This is a genomic window from Neobacillus sp. YIM B06451 (genome assembly GCF_032667185.1).
GTDB lineage: Bacteria > Bacillota > Bacilli > Bacillales > Cytobacillaceae > Bacillus_D.
This window is the reverse complement of record NZ_JAVFKJ010000019.1, coordinates 1-19,768: the sequence shown is the minus strand read 5'-3', so window position 1 is coordinate 19,768 and position 19,768 is coordinate 1. Positions and strand designations below refer to the sequence as shown.

21 protein-coding genes, 1 pseudogene and 1 other annotated feature are annotated in these 19,768 nt (G+C 46.4%); all 22 genes and pseudogenes read right to left on the bottom strand.

The window, feature by feature from the left end; translation table 11 throughout:
- Positions 1-2: 2 nt before the first annotated feature.
- Positions 3-365: a 50S ribosomal protein L7/L12 gene (gene rplL, locus RB160_RS21685; protein ID WP_316572529.1), complete on the bottom strand. Its 363-nt coding sequence runs from the start codon at positions 363-365 to the stop codon at positions 3-5.
- Between the two features lie 54 nt (positions 366-419).
- Positions 420-920, bottom strand: a complete 501-nt coding sequence (gene rplJ / locus RB160_RS21680; protein WP_316572528.1) for a 50S ribosomal protein L10 — start codon at positions 918-920, stop codon at positions 420-422.
- Between the two features lie 32 nt (positions 921-952).
- Positions 953-1,096: a sequence feature (ribosomal protein L10 leader region), on the bottom strand.
- Between the two features lie 46 nt (positions 1,097-1,142).
- Positions 1,143-1,841, bottom strand: coding sequence for a 50S ribosomal protein L1 (rplA, locus tag RB160_RS21675; protein ID WP_316572527.1), 699 nt, complete (start codon positions 1,839-1,841; stop codon positions 1,143-1,145).
- Between the two features lie 182 nt (positions 1,842-2,023).
- Complete coding sequence (gene rplK, locus RB160_RS21670) at positions 2,024-2,449, bottom strand: 50S ribosomal protein L11 (protein ID WP_048822996.1); 426 nt, start codon at positions 2,447-2,449, stop codon at positions 2,024-2,026.
- A 334-nt stretch (positions 2,450-2,783) separates the two neighbouring features.
- Entirely contained in the window at positions 2,784-3,317 is a 534-nt protein-coding gene (nusG, locus tag RB160_RS21665; protein WP_316572526.1) for a transcription termination/antitermination protein NusG, read from the bottom strand.
- 203 nt (positions 3,318-3,520) lie between these two features.
- Complete coding sequence (gene secE / locus RB160_RS21660) at positions 3,521-3,703, bottom strand: preprotein translocase subunit SecE (RefSeq protein ID WP_316572525.1); 183 nt, start codon at positions 3,701-3,703, stop codon at positions 3,521-3,523.
- 42 nt (positions 3,704-3,745) lie between these two features.
- Positions 3,746-3,892, bottom strand: a complete 147-nt coding sequence (gene rpmG / locus RB160_RS21655) for a 50S ribosomal protein L33 (protein ID WP_316572524.1) — start codon at positions 3,890-3,892, stop codon at positions 3,746-3,748.
- A gap of 106 nt (positions 3,893-3,998) precedes the next feature.
- Positions 3,999-4,604, bottom strand: a pseudogene (gene sigH / locus RB160_RS21650) (RNA polymerase sporulation sigma factor SigH).
- Between the two features lie 115 nt (positions 4,605-4,719).
- Positions 4,720-5,229, bottom strand: a complete 510-nt coding sequence (locus RB160_RS21645; protein ID WP_316572523.1) for an NYN domain-containing protein — start codon at positions 5,227-5,229, stop codon at positions 4,720-4,722.
- A 2-nt stretch (positions 5,230-5,231) separates the two neighbouring features.
- Positions 5,232-5,975, bottom strand: coding sequence for a 23S rRNA (guanosine(2251)-2'-O)-methyltransferase RlmB (rlmB, locus tag RB160_RS21640; RefSeq protein ID WP_316572522.1), 744 nt, complete (start codon positions 5,973-5,975; stop codon positions 5,232-5,234).
- On the bottom strand, positions 5,968-6,396 hold the full coding sequence (locus RB160_RS21635) for a Mini-ribonuclease 3 (RefSeq protein WP_316572521.1): 429 nt from the start codon (positions 6,394-6,396) through the stop codon (positions 5,968-5,970). Before RB160_RS21635 ends, rlmB begins: the two co-directional genes overlap by 8 nt.
- Positions 6,397-6,399: 3 nt before the next feature.
- On the bottom strand, positions 6,400-7,797 hold the full coding sequence (gene cysS, locus RB160_RS21630) for a cysteine--tRNA ligase (protein WP_316572520.1): 1,398 nt from the start codon (positions 7,795-7,797) through the stop codon (positions 6,400-6,402).
- Between the two features lies 1 nt (position 7,798).
- Complete coding sequence (gene cysE, locus RB160_RS21625) at positions 7,799-8,446, bottom strand: serine O-acetyltransferase (RefSeq protein WP_316572519.1); 648 nt, start codon at positions 8,444-8,446, stop codon at positions 7,799-7,801.
- Between the two features lie 527 nt (positions 8,447-8,973).
- Positions 8,974-10,431, bottom strand: coding sequence for a glutamate--tRNA ligase (gene gltX / locus RB160_RS21620; protein WP_316572518.1), 1,458 nt, complete (start codon positions 10,429-10,431; stop codon positions 8,974-8,976).
- 84 nt (positions 10,432-10,515) lie between these two features.
- Complete coding sequence (gene ispF, locus RB160_RS21615; protein WP_316572517.1) at positions 10,516-10,998, bottom strand: 2-C-methyl-D-erythritol 2,4-cyclodiphosphate synthase; 483 nt, start codon at positions 10,996-10,998, stop codon at positions 10,516-10,518.
- A gap of 45 nt (positions 10,999-11,043) precedes the next feature.
- A complete protein-coding gene (gene ispD / locus RB160_RS21610; RefSeq protein ID WP_316572516.1) occupies positions 11,044-11,736 on the bottom strand; it encodes a 2-C-methyl-D-erythritol 4-phosphate cytidylyltransferase in 693 nt (230 codons plus the stop codon).
- Positions 11,737-11,794: 58 nt separating this feature from the next.
- Positions 11,795-12,877 (bottom strand): PIN/TRAM domain-containing protein, encoded by a 1,083-nt coding sequence (locus RB160_RS21605; RefSeq protein WP_316572515.1) that lies wholly within the window; start codon positions 12,875-12,877, stop codon positions 11,795-11,797.
- Positions 12,878-12,997: 120 nt separating this feature from the next.
- Positions 12,998-14,377: a DNA repair protein RadA gene (gene radA / locus RB160_RS21600; protein ID WP_316572514.1), complete on the bottom strand. Its 1,380-nt coding sequence runs from the start codon at positions 14,375-14,377 to the stop codon at positions 12,998-13,000.
- 129 nt (positions 14,378-14,506) lie between these two features.
- Positions 14,507-16,945: an ATP-dependent protease ATP-binding subunit ClpC gene (gene clpC, locus RB160_RS21595; RefSeq protein ID WP_316572513.1), complete on the bottom strand. Its 2,439-nt coding sequence runs from the start codon at positions 16,943-16,945 to the stop codon at positions 14,507-14,509.
- A 13-nt stretch (positions 16,946-16,958) separates the two neighbouring features.
- Positions 16,959-18,032 carry a protein-arginine kinase McsB gene (gene mcsB / locus RB160_RS21590; RefSeq protein WP_316572512.1) on the bottom strand — a complete coding sequence of 358 codons (1,074 nt, stop codon included), beginning with the start codon at positions 18,030-18,032 and terminating at the stop codon, positions 16,959-16,961.
- Between the two features lie 2 nt (positions 18,033-18,034).
- Entirely contained in the window at positions 18,035-18,583 is a 549-nt protein-coding gene (mcsA, locus tag RB160_RS21585) for a protein-arginine kinase activator protein McsA (RefSeq protein ID WP_316572511.1), read from the bottom strand.
- Positions 18,584-18,630: 47 nt separating this feature from the next.
- The gene (locus tag RB160_RS21580) at positions 18,631-19,092 is read right to left on the bottom strand and encodes a CtsR family transcriptional regulator (protein WP_316572510.1); all 462 of its coding nucleotides are present in this window, start codon (positions 19,090-19,092) and stop codon (positions 18,631-18,633) included.
- Positions 19,093-19,768: the final 676 nt, after the last annotated feature.

The window sequence follows — 19,768 nt, the reverse complement described above, 5'->3', positions numbered from 1 at the left end:
GATTACTTAACTTCGACGTTAGCTCCAACTTCATCAAGCTTAGCTTTGATAGCTTCAGCATCTTCCTTAGAAACGCCTTCTTTGATTGGCTTCGGAGTGTTGTCAACAAGGTCTTTTGCTTCTTTAAGGCCAAGTCCAGTGATTTCACGAACAACCTTGATAACCTTGATTTTTTGATCGCCTGCAGATGCAAGGATAACATCGAATTCAGTTTTTTCTTCAGCAACTGGGCCAGCGCCGCCGCCAACCATAGCTACAGGAGCAGCTGCAGTTACGCCGAATTCTTCTTCGATAGCTTTTACTAGGTCGTTAAGTTCAAGTACAGTCATGGATTTGACTGCTTCAATGATTTGTTCTTTAGTCATTGTAAATTTCCTCCTCAAATTTGTTGGTTTTATGGTAAAGCGAAAACGGTCAGCTTACGCGCCTTGTTCTTCTTTTTGCTCTGCAACAGCTTTTGTAGCAAGAGCAAGGTTGCGGATAGGAGCTTGAAGCACGCTGAGTAGCATGGACAGCAATCCTTCGCGTGATGGAAGTTCTGCAAGTGCCTTGATTTCCTCGGCGGTTGCAACGTTCCCTTCGATGACACCAGCTTTGATTTCCAAAGCGTCGTTCTTTTTCGCGAAATCATTGATGATTTTCGCTGGAGCAACTACATCTTCCGCGCTGAATGCGATGGCGTTAGGGCCAGTCAAAGACTCATTAAGGCCAGCAAGGTCGGAAGCTTCTGCCGCACGGCGGCTCATCGAGTTTTTGTAAACCTTGAATTCAATACCAGCTTCACGAAGCTGCTTACGAAGTTCGGTTAGTTGGGCAACATTCAATCCACGGTAGTCTACAACTACAGATGTTACGCTGTTCTTAAATTTATCGGCGATTTCATCGACGATCAATTTCTTTTGTTCGATAGCGCTGCTCATGATTACACCTCCTATAGATTTCTGCATTTATACCGGGCAAACAAAAGCCTCCATATCAAGAAGACATGGAGGCATAATACAACAAGCCGTTTGAAGGGCCAATTCTATCGTATTCCCTCGGCAGGATATTTAAGCTTGTCAGCACCTGCTGTCTTCGGTACAAATGTATTCATTTTAAACAACAAAAGTAATATTAACAAACTTGAATTGTTTTGTCAATAATTATTTCGCTGTTACAGAAGCTGGATCAATTTTCACGCCAGGACCCATTGTAGAGGAAACTGTTACACTCTTCATGTAAGTTCCTTTTGCAGCTGCCGGCTTAACTTTAACCATTGTGTCGAAAATGGTCTTGAAGTTTTCTACAAGCTTTTCATCTTCGAAAGAAACTTTGCCGATAGGAACGTGGATGATACCAGCCCTGTCAACGCGGTACTCTACTTTACCGGCTTTGATTTCGTTAACCGCCTTGGTTACATCAAATGTAACAGTGCCGGTTTTAGGGTTTGGCATTAAGCCTTTTGGTCCAAGTGTACGGCCAAGCTTACCAACTTCACCCATCATGTCAGGTGTCGCAACGATTACATCGAATTCGAACCAGCCTTGTTGGATTTTGTTGATATACTCGGAATCGCCAACATAATCTGCGCCAGCAGCTTCCGCTTCTTTCGCTTTTTCGCCTTTTGCGAAAACAAGGACGCGCTGGGTTTTGCCAGTTCCGTTTGGAAGCACTACCGCTCCACGGATTTGCTGGTCAGCTTTCTTCGGATCTACTCCAAGACGGAAAGCAACTTCGACAGTCGCATCGAATTTTGCGTAGTTTGTTTTCTTAGCAAGCTCAATCGCTTCGTTTACCGGATAAGCTTTCGTACGGTCGACAAGCTTAGCGGCTTCTTGATACTTTCTGCTTTTCTTAGCCATTTTAAATATCCTCCTTGATTTGTGGTTATAACGGAATGGACCTCCCACGTAAAAAGGCATAAACGCCTTTTTCCCGGCGTCGGAGCCGGATATCATCCCGCTCGACTTCCGCCTTACAGAACAAAGGTTGCGTGTGATAAATCAGCTACGCAACCCCATCATACCTTAACAGTCAGCACGGATTAGTCTTCGATCGTGATACCCATGCTGCGCGCTGTACCTTCGACCATGCGCATTGCTGCTTCAACGCTGGCCGCATTCAGGTCAGGCATTTTCTGTTCAGCAATCTCGCGCACCTTGTCGCGCTTAACTGTTGCTACTTTATTACGGTTAGGCTGGCCTGAACCAGACTGGATTCCGGCTGCTACTTTCAAAAGAACTGCAGCTGGAGGAGTTTTCGTAATAAATGTAAAGGAACGGTCTTCAAAAACCGTAATTTCAACAGGAATGATCAGACCTGCTTGGTCCGCTGTACGTGCGTTAAATTCCTTACAGAATCCCATGATGTTTACACCCGCCTGACCCAATGCAGGACCAACCGGTGGCGCTGGGTTAGCTTTACCAGCAGGGATTTGCAATTTAACTACCTTAATTACTTTTTTAGCCACGAGACACACCTCCTTAAAAAGTCCGTGATGTGGTAATAGGGGTATCCCCCTCCCACTCATAACAAAAGCCTTTATTCACATAAAGAACTTGACAAATGTCCGGTTTTTCCTGTCCAAGACATACTGACCTTTGAAATGTTACCACTTTTCACGTTTGATTTCAAGCTATTTTACACTTTCAGTTAATTTTTTTCTTCCACTCTTAACGGACAGGAATACTACCCTGGCCTGAAGAAGCGGAGAATTTAACTTTAGTAGATCCAGCTACTCAGCGGGGGATAACCCCCAAACCGGTAGAAGGTTCGCTTTATATACCTTGCGTACGCCAGTAGGGTTATAACTTATCAATTTGTGAAAAATCGAGTTCAACCGGCGTATCGCGGCCAAACATATCGACAAGCACGCGCAGCTTCGACTTCGTTTTATCCATTTCTTCAATGATGCCTGTCTTATCCGTGAACGGACCTTCCTTGACCCTGACAGTTTCGCCAATTTCGAAATTGACATCAACCCGTTTTTCTTCCACACCCATCCTCTTTAAGATGACTGTAACTTCCTCAGGGAGGAGGGGAGTAGGTTTCGAGCCTGATCCGGCCGAGCCTACGAAACCTGTAACGCCAGGGGTATTCCGGACAACATACCATGAATCGTCGGTCATGACGATTTCAACAAGCACATAGCCAGGGAATACTTTACGTTTGACTGTTTTCTTTTTACCATTTTTAAAATCTGTTTCTTCCTCTTCCGGAACGACGACACGAAAAATTTTATCTTGCATTCCCATTGATTCGACGCGTTTTTCAAGATTCGCCTTAACCTTGTTTTCATATCCGGAGTACGTATGGACCACATACCAGTTCTTTTCCATTTCAAAGGACTAAATGTCCGTCCCTCCCTGCATTTTCTTTTTCGCCATTACCGCGCTAAACGGCTGCTTTTGCTTTTCTTTGTCCAGCTCCAGCGCCGTAAACGGGCGCTGGAGCTTTTCTTTCCCAAATGAAAAAACCCGTTAAACCGGGCTTTGTAGAAATTTCCTGCATTATTTCCCATTATACCATGAACAGGGGGTGTTTATTCAAGAATTAATCGAATCAGCTTTGAAATGCCAAGGTCGACTACCGCAAAGAATACGGCGAAAATTGCCACAGTTGTGATAACCGTTATCGTATAACGGGTAAGCTCGTCCTTCTTCGGCCAGCTGACTTTTCTCATTTCACGAGCGATATCGCGAAAAAAATTCGTTATGCGCTGCATTGTTCGTGACCTCCATCTATCCTGTATGCAAATCCTGCTGTCCTACCGGGTTTCTTTATGGACCGTGGAGGCATTGCAGGTTTTACAGTACTTTTTTAGTTCCAGACGTTCGTTCCTGGCCTGGTTGCTTGCTGTTGAATAATTACGCGAACCGCAAATAGAACAGGCAAGAACAGCTTTTTTTGTCATTTCGTCACCTGCTGCCAGTTTTTTGTCCTTAAAACTGTATCACGCCCACCAGTAACTGTCAATAAGCTCTGAAGGGTTTCATCGAAAATACATATTTCACGGACTCTTAAAGGGAATATTCGCGGATTTCCAGATAGCGCTCCAGCTTCCGCTTAACCCGCTGGAGGGCATTATCAATCGACTTCACATGGCGGTTCAGCTCTTCGGAAATTTCCTGATACGATTGCCCGTCAAGGTAAAGAGCAAGAACTTTCCGCTCCAGGTCGCTCAGGAGTTCGCTCATTTTTATTTCGATATGATCGAATTCCTCTTGGTTTATGATAAGCTGTTCCGGGTCCGTCGCCTTGGTTCCGCTTAGTACATCCATTAGGGTCCTGTCGGATTCATCATCGAATATCGGCTTGTCCAATGAAACATAGGAATTCAGCGGGATATGCTTTTGCCTGGTGGCTGTTTTGATCGCCGTGATGATTTACCTCGTAATGCATAGCTCGGCGAATGCCTTGAAGGAAGTGAGTTTGTCGTCACGAAAATCCCGGATTGCCTTATATAAACCAATCATCCCTTCCTGGACAATATCTTCCTTGTCAGCACCAATCAGGAAATAGGACCTTGCTTTGGCCCTGACAAAATTGCGATACTTGTGGATTAGGTAATCCAGGGCTTCGCTGTTGCCGCCGTGCACCAAATAAACGATCTCCTCATCTTCCATAATCAGAAACTCATCGCCTGCCCTCGACCTTACATCCACACTCACTGAGATCCCCCTCGCATGTACATGCATAGTTAGAAATATTATACAGTAGGTAATTTTTAAGCGTCAATGTTCATTTTTCGCCTCTGCGCCACTTTTCGAAAATTTCTGCCAAATCGCCGCTTATTGGAATCCGGGTTACAGGCTTCTTTTCCTGGATTTTCTTTACATTTTTTTCGATGTTTTTTTCGATGCCTGCCATTTCGATAAGAAGCTCTCGAGCGGACTTTCGTAATGCGCCCTGCCCAAAAATGACCCATTGTTCTGTAAAATCGGATGTGGCCACATGGATTTGTGTTTTTCTATTGCCAAGTTTAACGGCCAGCTTTTCAATCCTTTCATCCGCTGATTCATTCTCGCGTGTGAAAATGACCTCGACTTTATGGTTTTTAAACTTCTTCTCTATCCCTTGTACATAATGGGCATCAAAAACAACTATAACCCGATAGCCAGAATACCCTTGATATTCCGCCATCAACTCGATCAGTCTGTCCCTGGCGGCGGACAGGTCCCTGGCCTTCAATTCCCTAAGTTCCGGCCAGGCACCGATAATGTTGTAGCCGTCAACTAAAAGGATATCCATCCTTATCCCTCAAGCGGGTGGCGTCTGCGGTAAACCTCGTACATCAACAATGCTCCGGCGACTGATGCATTCAGGGAAGTGACCTTCCCGGCCATAGGCAAATGGACTAGGAAGTCACATTTTTCCCGGATCAGCCTTCCCATCCCCCTTCCTTCACTGCCGATGACGAGCCCAAGCGGCATGGTGAAATCCTGTTGCCGGTAATCCACGCTTCCTTTCGCATCCGTTCCCGCGATCCAGACGCCGCGCTCTTTCAATTCATCAATCGTCCGAGCGAGATTTGTAACCCGCGCAACGGGGATATACTCGATTGCTCCGGTCGAAGCTTTTGCAACTGTTGAAGTAAGCCCTACTGCCCGCCGCTTTGGGATAATGATTCCGTGGGCGCCTACCGCATCGGCTGTCCTCATCATAGAACCGAGGTTATGCGGATCCTCGATTTCATCTAGAATCAGAAAAAACGGCTCCTCGCCTTTCTTTTCCGCCGCGTTAAACAGGTCATCTAACTCGGCATATTGGTAGGCGGCAACATAGGCAAGCACCCCTTGATGGTTTCCATCGGCCAACTGGTCGATTTTCTTCTTCGGTACATATTGGACAATGACATTCGCTTCTTTTGCGAGTTCTGTAATCTGTTGCATTTGACCGCGCTGAGAGCCTTCAGCGATCAGGATTTTATTGATATCCCGTTTGGACCTTAATGCCTCCAGGACGGGATTTTTGCCAATGATTGTATCCTCACTCATCCTTAACCCTTCCTTTCCTGCCCTCTACATACGCAAATGCTTTTTCAATAAGCTCTTCAAGCCGTTTTTTATTGCCTGATAAATAGAGGGTTCCTATGAGTGCCTCAAAGGCTGTGCTGTGCCTGTAGGTAACCACATCTGTATTTTTTGGCACAGAACCTGATTTCGCATTCCTGCCCCTTTTCACCACAGCCATTTCTTCTTCGACAAGCAGGCCTTCATCCATAAAGCTGAAAAGTATTTGGGACTGGGCTTTGGCGGAAACGTATTTTGTCGCTTCCGCATGAAGCCGGTGCGGCTTGACCGTACCTTTTTGCAGCAGGTGGCGCCGAACATAGACCTCGAGGACCGCATCCCCCATATAGGCAAGCGCAAGGCTGTTCAGCTGTTTTTCGTCAATGGTTGTTTCGTAATGGAGCATAAGTCAGCCTCTTTTCCATCTTGTACCTTGAGGCGTATCTTCCAGGATGATATTCATGTCCTTCAACTGGTCCCTGATTTCATCAGACAACTTGAAGTCCCTGTCTTTCCTGGCTTGGTTTCTTTTCTCTATTAGCGCTTCAATTTCTTCATCAAGTAACTCTTCCCCGCCAAGCTTTAGACCGAGCACGTCAAAAAGTTCCTCAAATTCCTTTGTAAAACGGTCGATGACTTCTACCGCCGTTGTTTTTTCCAGAAGGTATTGGTTGGCCAATTTGGATAGGTCGAACAAGACCGTAACAGCATTGGCTGTATTAAAATCATCGTCCATTTCCTTGATGAACCGCTCCCTTAGCGCCTCGACATCCGCAATCCAGCGGCCATTGTCTTCTGTCAGCCCCGTACTCGATTCCTTCCTGTGCTTCAGGTTTTGGTAGGATGTCTTCAGCCTTTCCAATGCAGCTTTTGTGTTTTCAAGCAACTCTTCGCTGTAATTAATCGGATTCCGGTAATGGACCGATAGCATAAAGAAACGTAAGACCTGTGGATCATGTTTTTTAATAATGTCATGGACAAGGACGAAATTACCGAGTGATTTCGACATTTTTTCATTGTCAATGTTTATATATCCGTTGTGCATCCAGTAGCGGGCAAACGTCTTTCCGGTAAGTGCCTCTGACTGCGCGATTTCATTTTCATGGTGCGGGAATGCCAAGTCCTGCCCACCCGCGTGAATGTCAATTGTGTCACCCAGGTATTTCTTCGCCATGGCCGAGCATTCGATATGCCAGCCTGGGCGGCCTTTGCCCCATGGGCTTTCCCAGTAAATTTCGCCTTCCTTCGCTGCTTTCCAGAGAGCAAAATCAAGAGCGTCCTGTTTCTTCTCACCCCGCTCAATCCTGGCACCGACCTTCAGTTCATCAATTGATTGGTGTGAAAGTTTTCCATAACCATCGAATTTCCTTGTCCGGAAATAAACATCTCCATTGGCCTCGTATGCGTAGCCTTTGTCGATTAATGCCGAAATGAAATCGATAATGATGTCCATGCTTTCCGTGACCCGCGGGTGAGCGTCAGCCCTTTTGCATCCGAGGGCAATAACGTCTTCGAAATAGGCGTCGATGAATCGTTCGGCGATTGCAGGAACATCCTCGCCGAGTTCCTTTGCCGCCCTTATAAGCTTGTCGTCAACATCGGTAAAATTCGAGATGTAGTTCACATCATAGCCCCGGAGTTCGAAATATCGCCTGACAGTGTCGAACACAATAGCAGGGCGGGCGTTCCCGATGTGGATATAGTTGTATACGGTCGGGCCGCAAACATACATCTTTACTTTTCCTTCTTCGAGCGGAACAAACTCCTCTTTTTTCCGTGTCAATGTATTATAAACCTGGATGGCCATCTCACCTGGCTCCCTTCATTTTGATTGCTTCCAATTCTTCTTTTAACATGGCAATTTCCTTCTCAAGCTCTTGGAAACGGTCGCCGGTTGGATCCGGCAAATCCGTATGGTCCAGCCTCGTGCCAACTTTAATCCCGTTTTGGATGACGATTTTCCCTGGGATGCCAACAACGGTCGAATGTGCTGGAACATCCTTCAGGACAACCGACCCCGCGCCTACTTTTGCATGTTCGCCAATAGTTATTGAACCGAGCACCTTGGCGCCCGCGGCAATCAGTGCATTGTCATGGATGGTCGGATGTCGTTTTCCTTTTTCCTTTCCTGTCCCGCCGAGAGTAACTCCCTGATATACAGTTACATTATCCCCGATTTCGCATGTTTCACCAATGACGACACCCATTCCGTGGTCTATAAAGAAGCGGCGTCCAATCCTGGCGCCAGGATGTATTTCAATTCCGGTAAAAAAGCGGCTGATTTGCGAAATCAAGCGTGCCAAGAAGAAAAATTTTCGTTTAAATAGTCCGTGGGCAACCCTGTGTGCCCAAATGGCATGCAATCCGGAATAGGTTAGCACAACTTCAAAAGCACTTCTTGCGGCCGGATCCTGCTCGAACACAACATCGATGTCTTCTTTCAAAGTTTTGAACATTCCTTTCCCCTCCCTGCGTAGGAAATGTATGAATCTGCCAAGTAATAACAAAGTGCGAAAGCGCCTGGGTCAGCCCCGACAAGCATAAGACGGGGCCCGCAGGACGGGCCTGCCCTCCGGAGGGAACCGGCTTATGACCTCGAGGGGCTAGGCGCTGGAGCTGGATTAATATAACTTATTTCGAGTTAGCCACAATGTTCGATTTTATAATTTCCTAACGAACAAAAAACGCCCCTGCCATAAAGACAGAGACGCTTGTGCGCGGTTCCACTCTGTTTGGGCTACGCAAACCTCCTGGAAGGATTCCGGCCCCAACTTAAGCCTGGTAACGGCAGGTACCGCCCTGCTCCTACTGTGGACTGCGCCAGTTCGGGAGGGACTCAGGGGTGCATTTCAAAAAAGCGAGAGGCTTAAACCATTTTCAGCCGGTGATGGTTCTCTCTTTCAAGCTTCGTTCTTTTACTTTTCCCCGTCTTTGATTTGTTGCTATAAGATTACTTTTACTATATACCATTTTAGACCAATTGTTAACTAATTAAATCGGTTAATCTCTTTTGAATTTTTTCCCTGCCCAATAATTCAATCGTTTTCGGCAGATCCGGCCCATGTGTTTGGCCAGTTACAGCAGCGCGGATTGGCATGAAAAGCTTCTTTCCTTTATGGCCCGTCGATTTCTGCACGGCCTTCATTGCAGCCTGGATTCCTTCCGACTTGAATTCTTCGAGCTTCCCGATTTCCTCAAGGAAGGCCTTCATCACCTCAGGGACCTGTTCCTCGGCGAGAACGGATTTTGCTTCCTCATCCGGATTGATATCCTCACGGAAGAAAATATCCGACATTTCGACAATTTCAGCGCCAAAGCTCATTTTCTCCTGAAAGAGAGCAATTAGGCTGATAACCCACTCTTTTTCCTTGTCATTCAAATCCTCTTTAACAAGCCCAGCTTTGATAAGATGAGGAAGCGAAATAGCGACAAGCCTATCCAGATTTACCTTTTTCATATACTGGTTGTTCATCCAGGCAAGCTTTTGCTGATCGAAAAGAGCCGGAGATTTTGAAAGCCTTGCCGGGTCGAACTTCTCAATGAATTCCTCTTTTGAAAAGATTTCTTCTTCCCCTGCAGGCGACCAGCCCAAGAGGCCGATAAAGTTGAACAACGCTTCCGGCAAGTAGCCAAGCTCATCGTACTGTTCAATAAATTGGATGATTGATTCATCACGCTTGCTAAGTTTCTTGCGGCTTTCATTGACAATTAGCGTCATATGGCCAAAAATCGGTGCATCCCAGCCAAGCGCTTCATAAACCATCAACTGCTTCGGCGTATTTGAAATATGGTCATCGCCGCGAAGGACGTGGGTGATTTCCATCAAATGGTCATCGATTGCCACGGCGAAATTGTATGTCGGTGTACCATCTTTTTTAATCATGACCCAGTCGCCCATGCCTTCGGACTCAAAGGATACGTCTCCTTTTACAATGTCATTGAAAGTGTAGATTTTTCCGGCAGGAACTTTCAGGCGGACGCTTGGCTGCCTTCCTTCACTTTCAAGGCGGCTTCGTTCTCCATCCGTCAAATCGCGGCATTTTCCTGAATAATGGGGGGTCTCACCACGAGCTGACTGCTCCTCACGCTCGGCTTCCAGCTCTTCTTCAGTGCAGTAGCATTTATAAGCATGGCCTTCTTCTATAAGCCTTGTATAATATTTCTTGTAAATATCAATCCGTTCAGACTGTCTGTAAGGGCCATATCCCCCATCTTTATCGACGCTCTCATCCCAATCGATACCGAGCCAGTTTAAATAGTTCAGCTGGCTTTCTTCGCCCCCTTCAATGTTACGCTTCTTGTCCGTATCCTCGATGCGAATAATAAATTTGCCGCCCTGGCTGCGCGCAAACAAGTAATTGAATAAAGCTGTACGGGCGTTTCCAATATGTAAATGTCCTGTCGGGCTTGGCGCGTACCGAACTCGAACTGTGTTTGACATAAAAATCCTCCTAAACGTGCTGCTCAATTTTCTTTAAGTTTCATTTTACCACTGTAACGCAAATGCCGGAAGACCAGGAAGCCCTTAACGGTTTCTTTTTTGAAGCAGGACCGCCACCTGGGAGGCAATGCCTTCACCCCGTCCAGTAAAGCCAAGCTTCTCGGTTGTTGTTGCTTTTACATTGATTTGACTTGGATCGGCTTCAAGCAGCTCGGCGATCTTGTTTTTCATCTCGCGAACATAGGGAGCCATTTTCGGCTTTTGGGCAATGATGGTGCAATCGGCATTGCACAGTTCATACCCATGTTCCTTAACCATCTTCCACACTTGTTCGAGCAATTTAGCAGAATCAGCATCCTTGAAAGCATCGTCCGTATCAGGGAAATGCGTCCCAATATCCCCTTCACCGATCGCTCCTAAGCAGGCATCCGCCACGGTATGCAAAAGAACATCCGCATCCGAATGGCCCAATAGTCCTTTTTCGTAGGGAATCGTTATCCCTCCTATAATGAGCGGGCGGCCTTCCACAAGCTGATGCACATCAAATCCTTGTCCAATCCGAAACATATCCGTATCTCCTTTACGTTATATACTAGTTGTTGCCGTACCTGTTTACTTCCCTTCGGAATTTCGCTGTCCCAATATCGCTTCGGCAAAAACAAGGTCTTCCCTCGTTGTCAACTTTATATTGTTGTAGTCACCGTGAACGACTGCGACAGGATGCCGCATCCGCTCCACAAGGCTCGCATCGTCTGTCCCGAGGAATTCATCCTGCTCAGCCCTTTCGTGGGCTTCAAGCAGCACCGAAATACGAAAAGCTTGTGGGGTTTGGACCGCCCACAAGCTGGAACGTTCAATCGTTTCCGCAACATGATTTCCGATTACCTTTTTTACGGTATCCTTTACTGGAACCGCCAATACAGCTGCTCCATCCCGTTCCGCTGCTTCAGCCAGACGGCTGATTATGCCCTTTGTGATGAACGGGCGGGCAGCATCATGGACAAGAACAAGCCCTTCGTTGCCTGCTTCCTTGAGGCCGCTGTATACGCTTTGCTGCCGCTCAGCTCCTCCTTGGGCAAACCTGACCGGTTTTTTAATATTATACCGATGCAGAAGGCTAGCCATCTCATCTTGCTCTTCCGGATTCACCGCCAGAATCATGCCTTGGCAATTTTCATCAGCTTCAAATACCAAAAGTGTATGAATGAGGACCGGAATCCCGGCGAGTTCAAGCAAAAGCTTATTGACCCCGGCTCCCATTCGCTTCCCCCGGCCGGCTGCCGGCAGAATCACTTTATACTTCATAAGAAAAACCCCAAACGTTTATAGTAGGTTCCAATGCCCACGTATAGGCAGCATAGATTCACAATGCTTTTTCATATAGCTTTGGCTTTGCGAAAATCATCCGTCCGGCAGATGTTTGCAAAACGCTTGTAACCATGACATCAATCCGCTTGCCGATATATTCACGGCCTTCTTCGACGACAATCATCGTACCATCATCGAGATACGCAACCCCCTGATGATGCTCCTTGCCGTCCTTTATTACCTGAACACTTAGTTCTTCACCCGGCAATACAACCGGCTTGACTGCATTGGCAAGGTCGTTGATATTGAGGACCGAAACATTCTGGAACTCGCTCACCTTGTTCAGGTTAAAATCATTTGTAACCAAAATTCCGCCTGTTTTTTTCGCGAGTTTCACGAGTTTACTGTCGACTTCCTGAATATCATCAAAGTCGGTTTCACTAATTTCCACATTAATGGCAATTTCCTTTTGAATGCGGTTTAGGATGTCCAGGCCGCGCCGTCCCCTGTTCCGCTTTAACACATCCGATGAATCGGCGATATGCTGAAGTTCCTCAAGGACGAAACGGGGAATGACAATTGTTCCTTCAAGAAAGCCCGTCTGGCAAATATCAGCGATTCTTCCATCGATGATGACGCTTGTATCCAATATTTTAAGAGAATGGGAAGCAGCTTTTTCCTGCTCCTCTTCAGCCGCCTTTTTCTTCTTGCTCGAAAATAGATTCATCATTTCATCGCGCTTTTTGAAGCCGACCTGAAAGCCCAAATACCCAAAAAGAAGGGTAAGAAGAATAGGTGCCACTGTATTTAGGACAGGCACTTCAATAGCATTTAGGGCAAAACCTATCAGGAATGCGACTATTAGGCCGAAGATAAGGCCGAGACTGCCAAAAAGAACATCGGTAACCGGAACTCTCACAAGGGTATCTTCAACCCATTTAATAAAATCTATTACATACTCAATTGCCCAAAAAGTTAAAAAATAAAATATAAGTGCGCCTATAATGGCTGCCATATAGGAATTATTTAAAAATGGAATTCCGTCAGCCCCGATAATATTCAATAATGGTGGAATTAAAAAGATCCCAAGCGTTCCCCCGGTAATAAGAAAACACGCCTGAACGATTCGTTTTAACATCCCTTCACCTCCTTTTAATCATTATAAACAAAAACCCCGAAATGAAACCTTAATTACACCTACATTTTTCCGAAATGGAAGCTTTTTCTGCCAGTCCTTTCCGCCCTTTGGCAGAAAGGATTATTCTCCAAGCGCAGCCCTTAATGCTTCACTTACAGTGGAAACCCCTATCAGCTCCAAGCCTTTCGGGCCTGTCCAGCCCCCAAGGTTATTCGCGGGAAGAATGACACGCTCAAAACCAAGCTTGGCCGCTTCCTGGACCCGCTGCTCGATTCTAGATACCCGCCTGACCTCGCCTGTGAGCCCAACCTCACCTATAATGCAGTCTGTCGGCCTTGTCGGTTTATCGCGGAAACTGGATGCAATGCTCACTGCGACCGCCAAGTCTATGGCCGGTTCATCCAATTTGACGCCGCCAGCCACCTTCAAATAAGCATCCTGATTCTGGAGGAGCATCCCAACGCGTTTTTCGAGGACTGCCATTAAAAGTGGCACTCTGTTATGATCTATTCCCGTAGCCATTCTCCTCGGATTACCAAAGCTTGTCGGAGAAATGAGCGCCTGTATTTCAACAAGTACCGGCCTCGTCCCTTCCATCGATGCAACAACCGTAGAGCCTGCCGCACCGCGTGAACGTTCCTCAAGAAAAATTTCAGATGGGTTCTCGACTTCCTCAAGGCCAGCTTCCTTCATTTCAAAAATCCCCATTTCATTCGTGGAACCAAAACGGTTTTTGACAGCACGTAGAATCCGGTACGTATGGTGCCGTTCCCCTTCAAAGTAAAGTACGGTATCGACCATATGCTCCAATAATCTGGGTCCGGCGATATTGCCTTCCTTTGTGACATGGCCGACAATAAAGATGGCTATTCCCTTTGTTTTACCAATTCGCATCAGCTCTGCTGTACACTCCCTGACCTGCGAAACGCTTCCAGGCGCAGAAGTAACCTCTGGGTGAAAAACGGTCTGAATCGAATCAACGATTACGAATTCAGGAGTAGTTTGTCCGATTGTCCTGCTGATTTCCTCCAGATTGGTTTCAGAGTACACCAGAAGATTCTCTGAAGCAACTCCCAGCCTCTCTGCCCGCAACTTTGTTTGACGGAGTGATTCTTCCCCTGAGATATATAGGACTTTGTGTCCTTTATTTGCAAGTTGGGATGATACCTGAAGGAGAAGGGTCGATTTCCCGATTCCTGGATCGCCGCCTATAAGTACAAGCGAACCTTTGACAACACCGCCGCCAAGCACCCTGTTTAATTCCGTCATTTCGGTATAAATCCTTGGTTCACTAATTGTTTCAACTGCAGTGATCGGCATGGCCTTTGAGGAAACCGCCGAACCTTCGGAATGGGCAAATGCGCCTCGCCTGCCCGTCGAGGCGGGTTCTACTTCTTCGACCATTTTATTCCATTCCCCACAACCAGGACATTTTCCCATCCACTTGGGCGATTCGTATCCGCAATTCGTGCACATAAATTTCGTTTTACGTTTTGCCATCACTAGCCCACTTCCGCTTCTAATTCTTTTTTATTGCAAGGCACCGGAACGGGGAAAAAAATCAAGGAGGTGCCGCCAGATAAATAAGCGTGTACCTCCTTGATCGATGCTATCCTCAACTGCGGGAAATTACCTTACAGGATCTTTGGCCGCCGTTTTCACAGTGAACTCGCCATTATCTACATCAATTATAACATGCTGCCCGGTCAATAATGTACCTTTTAGCAGTTCTTCTGATAGACGGTCTTCAATATGCTTCTGGATGGCCCTGCGGAGCGGTCGGGCTCCATATTCAGGGTCATAGCCTTCCTGGGAAATCTTCTCCTTAGCCGAATCCGTTAACTCCAGGCTGATATCCTGCTCTTTCAGCCGCTTCACGAGCTGGTCGGACAGGAGAGTAACAATTTCCTGAAGATGTTTCCGTTCAAGTGAGTGGAAGACAATGATTTCATCAATCCTGTTAAGGAATTCAGGACGAAACGCTTTTTTGAGCTCATCCATTACCTTGCTCTTCATATCTTTGTAATCCTGTTTCCCGTCTTGGATATTAAATCCTACATATTTGTTTCTCTTCAGCGCTTCCGCACCGACGTTGGACGTCATAATTAACACGGTATTCCGGAAGTCGACTGTCCGCCCCTTTGAATCGGTCAGGCGTCCATCCTCCAATACTTGGAGCAGGATGTTGAATACATCCGGATGCGCCTTTTCAATTTCGTCGAGGAGAACAACGGAATACGGTTTCCGGCGAACCTTTTCAGTGAGCTGACCGCCTTCCTCATACCCTACATATCCTGGAGGCGAACCGACAAGCCTTGAGGTTGAGTGCTTTTCCATATATTCGGACATATCGATTCGAATCATTGCATCTTCATCACCAAACATCGCTTCCGCCAATGCCCGGGCAAGCTCGGTCTTACCTACCCCAGTTGGGCCAAGGAAAATGAATGAGCCGATTGGGCGTTTTGGATCCTTCAAACCAGCACGCGCACGTCGGACGGCTTTTGAAACAGCTATAACCGCCTCTTCCTGGCCAATGACCCGTGAATGTAGAATTTCCTCGAGATTCAATAGCTTTTGCGTTTCTGTTTGCGCGAGTTTTGAAACCGGAATCCCGGTCCAGCTTGACACTACATCCGCGATATCTTCAACGGTGACTTCACTATTTTCCTTGCCTTGCTGCTCTTTCCAGCTTTTTTTCGTTTCCTCAAGCTGTTCACGCAGGCGCTGTTCCGAATCTCTTAGGGAAGCCGCTTTTTCAAACTCCTGGCTCTGTACGGCGGCATCCTTTTCCTTCCTTACTTCTTCAAGTTTCACTTCCAGCTCCTTTAAATTAGGAGGAGTCGTGTAGGATCGGAGCCTTACCTTTGAACCGGCTTCATCAATTAAGTCTATCGCCTTATCCGGAAGGAACCTGTCAGAAATATATCGATCGGATAGCTTAACGGCAGCTTCAATCGCCTCATCTGTAATTGTCACCCTGTGATGTGCTTCATAGCGGTCGCGCAGCCCCTGGAGAATTTGGATGGACTCTTCAGCGGTCGGCTCATCGACACGGATTGGCTGGAATCGCCTTTCAAGTGCTGCATCTTTCTCAATGTATTTCCGGTATTCATCAAGTGTAGTCGCACCTATGCATTGCAGTTCTCCTCTGGCCAGCGATGGCTTCAGGATGTTAGATGCATCGATTGCACCCTCCGCGCCTCCCGCGCCGATCAAAGTATGCAATTCATCGATAAACAAAATAATATTTCCAGCCTGCCTTATTTCGTCCATTACCTTTTTTAGGCGGTCTTCAAATTCACCGCGATATTTTGTACCGGCAACAACCGTTCCCATGTCGAGAGTCATAACACGCTTATCGCGAAGGATTTCGGGTACTTCATTATTCACGATTTGCTGGGCAAGCCCTTCGGCGATGGCTGTCTTTCCAACACCAGGCTCCCCAATTAATACAGGGTTGTTTTTCGTCCTGCGGCTAAGCACTTCGATTACACGCTGAATTTCCTTGCTCCTGCCTATGACAGGGTCGAGGCTTCCTTCCCTTGCGACGACCGTCAAATCCCTTGCAAGGCTGTCTAGCGTTGGGGTATTGGCGCTGACGGAAGTACTGCCGGGATGGCCTCCGGATTCATTGCTCCCCAGAAGCTGGAGAACTTGCTGCCGCGCTTTATTAAGGCTAACACCAAGATTGTTTAGCACCCTTGCCGCAACACCTTCGCCTTCACGGATAAGGCCTAGCAGGATGTGCTCTGTACCAACGTAGGAATGGCCAAGTTTTCTAGCTTCATCCATAGAGAGTTCAATTACCTTTTTTGCCCTTGGCGTGTAATGAATAGTCTGGGGAACTTCCTGCCCTCTGCCGATAAGCGTTTCAACTTCATTTTGGATCTTTTCCGCTCCCAGGCCAAGCCCATAAAGAGCCTTAGCGGCGATCCCGTCTCCTTCACGGACGAGGCCGAGCAAAATATGTTCAGTTCCAATATTATTGTGGCCGAGGCGGATTGCCTCTTCCTGGGCCAGTGCAAGCACTTTTTGCGCCCTCTCTGTAAAACGGCCAAACATCATTGTCGTTTCCTCCTCATCTATCATTCATTTCCAGTATTAGTCGCTCCCTGATAAGCCCCGCGCGCCGAATGTCTCTTTCTTCCGGCCTCAATGGCCCGCCCGCATATTGCTGGAGGAAGCCCGGCTGCATCAAAATCATGAGTTCATTCAATATTGACCTGGAAATATTTTTTATATACCCCATATCAATTCCCAGCCTAACATCGGATAAACAACGGGCCGCCTCTTTCGTTTCAATAATCCTGCTATTTGAAAGAATTCCGAAAGACCTGAATACCCGGTCTTCCAATTGTATGCGGGATGTCTTTTCCAAAGCTTCCCTTGCGGATCTTTCTTGTTCAATCAGTTGGCTGACAACACTATTCAGGTCTTCTACAATATCTTCCTCTGATTTTCCGAGGGTAATTTGGTTGGATATTTGAAAAATATTACCGAGCGCTTCGCTGCCTTCCCCATAAATGCCCCTCACGACAAGGCCAAGTTGGTTTATTGCCGGAATAATAGCATTTATTTGCTGTGTCAAAATAAGTCCAGGGAGATGCATCATCACCGAGGCCCTAAGACCGGTCCCGACATTCGTAGGGCAGCTAGTCAAATACCCGAGGTCTTCATTAAAAGCATATTTTATATTCCCTTCCAGCCAATCATCAATCACATTTGCCGCTTCAAGCGCCTTTGTTAGCTGAAGGCCGGGGAATAGGCATTGAATCCTGATATGATCCTCTTCATTCACCATTACGCTTATATCTTCGTTCTCCGAAAGCAGGCACGCCCCGAAAGGAGAATCCTCGGCAAGGTTTGGGCTGATTAGATGTTTTTCGACGAGTACCCTTTTTTGCAGCGGCTGCAACTCCTGCATTGAAAGAAGTTCAAGCTTGCCGAATGCTGCTAGGCCAGGGCCATCCACCATTTCCTTTAATTTCGAAATAATTGCCTGCCCTTCTTCACTTGTTAAAAGCGCCGGAAATTTATATTCCTCAAGATTTCGCGCCAGCCTGATTCTTGAACTGAGAACGATATCGGCTTCCGGGCCTTCATTGTTCATCCAGGAACTGACCGCATGGTTTAGAAAATTTTCCAAAGACATATCTACTTCCCCCCTCCGGCTGTTCCTCCTATCATGTTTTCAAGCGCCCTGATTTCATCCCTGATTTCAGCCGCCTTTTCGAATTCCTCCTTGGAAATGAGCTCCTTTAGCTTCCGCTTCGACTCTTCAAGCTTTTTTCTGATATGAAGCGTTCCGCCAACCCGTTTCGGTATTTTACCGTTATGGGTCCAGTTCCCTCCGTGGAGCCTTCTTAATATTGGCTGCAGCTGGCTGGAAAACGTTTTATAACAATGTTCGCAGCCAAACCTTCCAACCTTGACAAACTGAGGAAAAGTCATTTTGCAATTGGTGCATTGAAGGACTTCCTCATGCTTAAATGCCTCCTCACCGGATTGTTGGTAGCCTTTATTAAAATTAAGAAGGCCGGCTAGCAAATTGTTAATTGAAAAACCGGGTCCTCCATTCATCATAAACATATCGCCCTTTTCCCGTGCGCAATGTTCACAAAGATGGTATTCATTTTTCTGGCCATTCAGGATTTTTGTGAAGTGCATTGTTGCCGGCCTCTTATTGCACTCTTCGCAAATCATTTTCTCACCTTCTTCATGTATATGAAGGGAAAACACGGCCCTTTTCCCTATTTATATCTTAATGTCATTAGCATCGCTTTTAGCATTCGTGCCCGTAATTCATCCCTATAGGGGAGATCGATAAACAATATTGATCTGTCAATAACACTCAGCATGATTTTTGCCTCACGTTCAGAAATTACTTTTTCATCTATCAACCGCAGAATGATCCCTTCTGCTTTGCTTTGGCTGACTTGGTCCTTAATAAGGGAAAGCACATGGTCAAGCAAGTGGGCATGGTCATTCGACTGGACTTTCATAATCCGAATGTAGCCGCCCCCACCCCGCTTACTTTCGACTAAATATCCCCGCTCAATTGTAAACCTTGTATTGATTACGTAATTAATTTGGGAAGGGACGCATTGAAATTTATCCGCTATCTCACTCCTCCTTATTTCCACAAGATCCTCTTCGCTTAACTCTAGAACCTGTTTCAAATAGTTTTCGATGATATCAGAGATATTTCTCAACTTGCCACCCCCTACTGACTTTGACTATATTTGACTTTGATTATACATGATAAGGTTATGTACTTGCAATTTTTTAATCCTTCATATTTTCTCCAATTTAAGTTCGTACGAAACCCTTAAAGGGGTTTTTAAATAAGGGGGGTTTTTTCCTCTACCCCAGATTTTAAAAACTAAACAGGGATGGCTTTTCTTTTAATATATTTTGCTTTTGCTGTCCAGAGTGTGGGCTCATGTTGGTCGGTTTTACTTTGTTATTCAGGCGGTGCGGCTAGAGGTTGTTAGCGAAGAGAGGTCGGTTTAGAGGGTGGCATTAATAGATTATTATTAACCACGGATTACTTCTGTGCTTTTATATAGGTTTAACCAAAAATTCCATAGGACGAAGAGAATATTGCGGTCGATTTCCGGTATTAGATAAGAGAGGGTATGGGAACAACTTTTTAGGTTTCGGATCCTGGCTGTCCTTTAAACGGGGTTTATGGGACAACCGAACCGGATTTCGGAGCTTGCTTGTCAATTATATGGGGTTTATCTGACAACCGTATGGGTTTTCGACTCCAGACTGTCTCTTCCTTTTGCTGACTCTTAAATATGGACAGAAAGGTTTTCAATGGCTGGCAGTTCATTCACTTGTCTTAAACACACCAAAAAAGGCAACCCATCTAAGGTTGCCTTC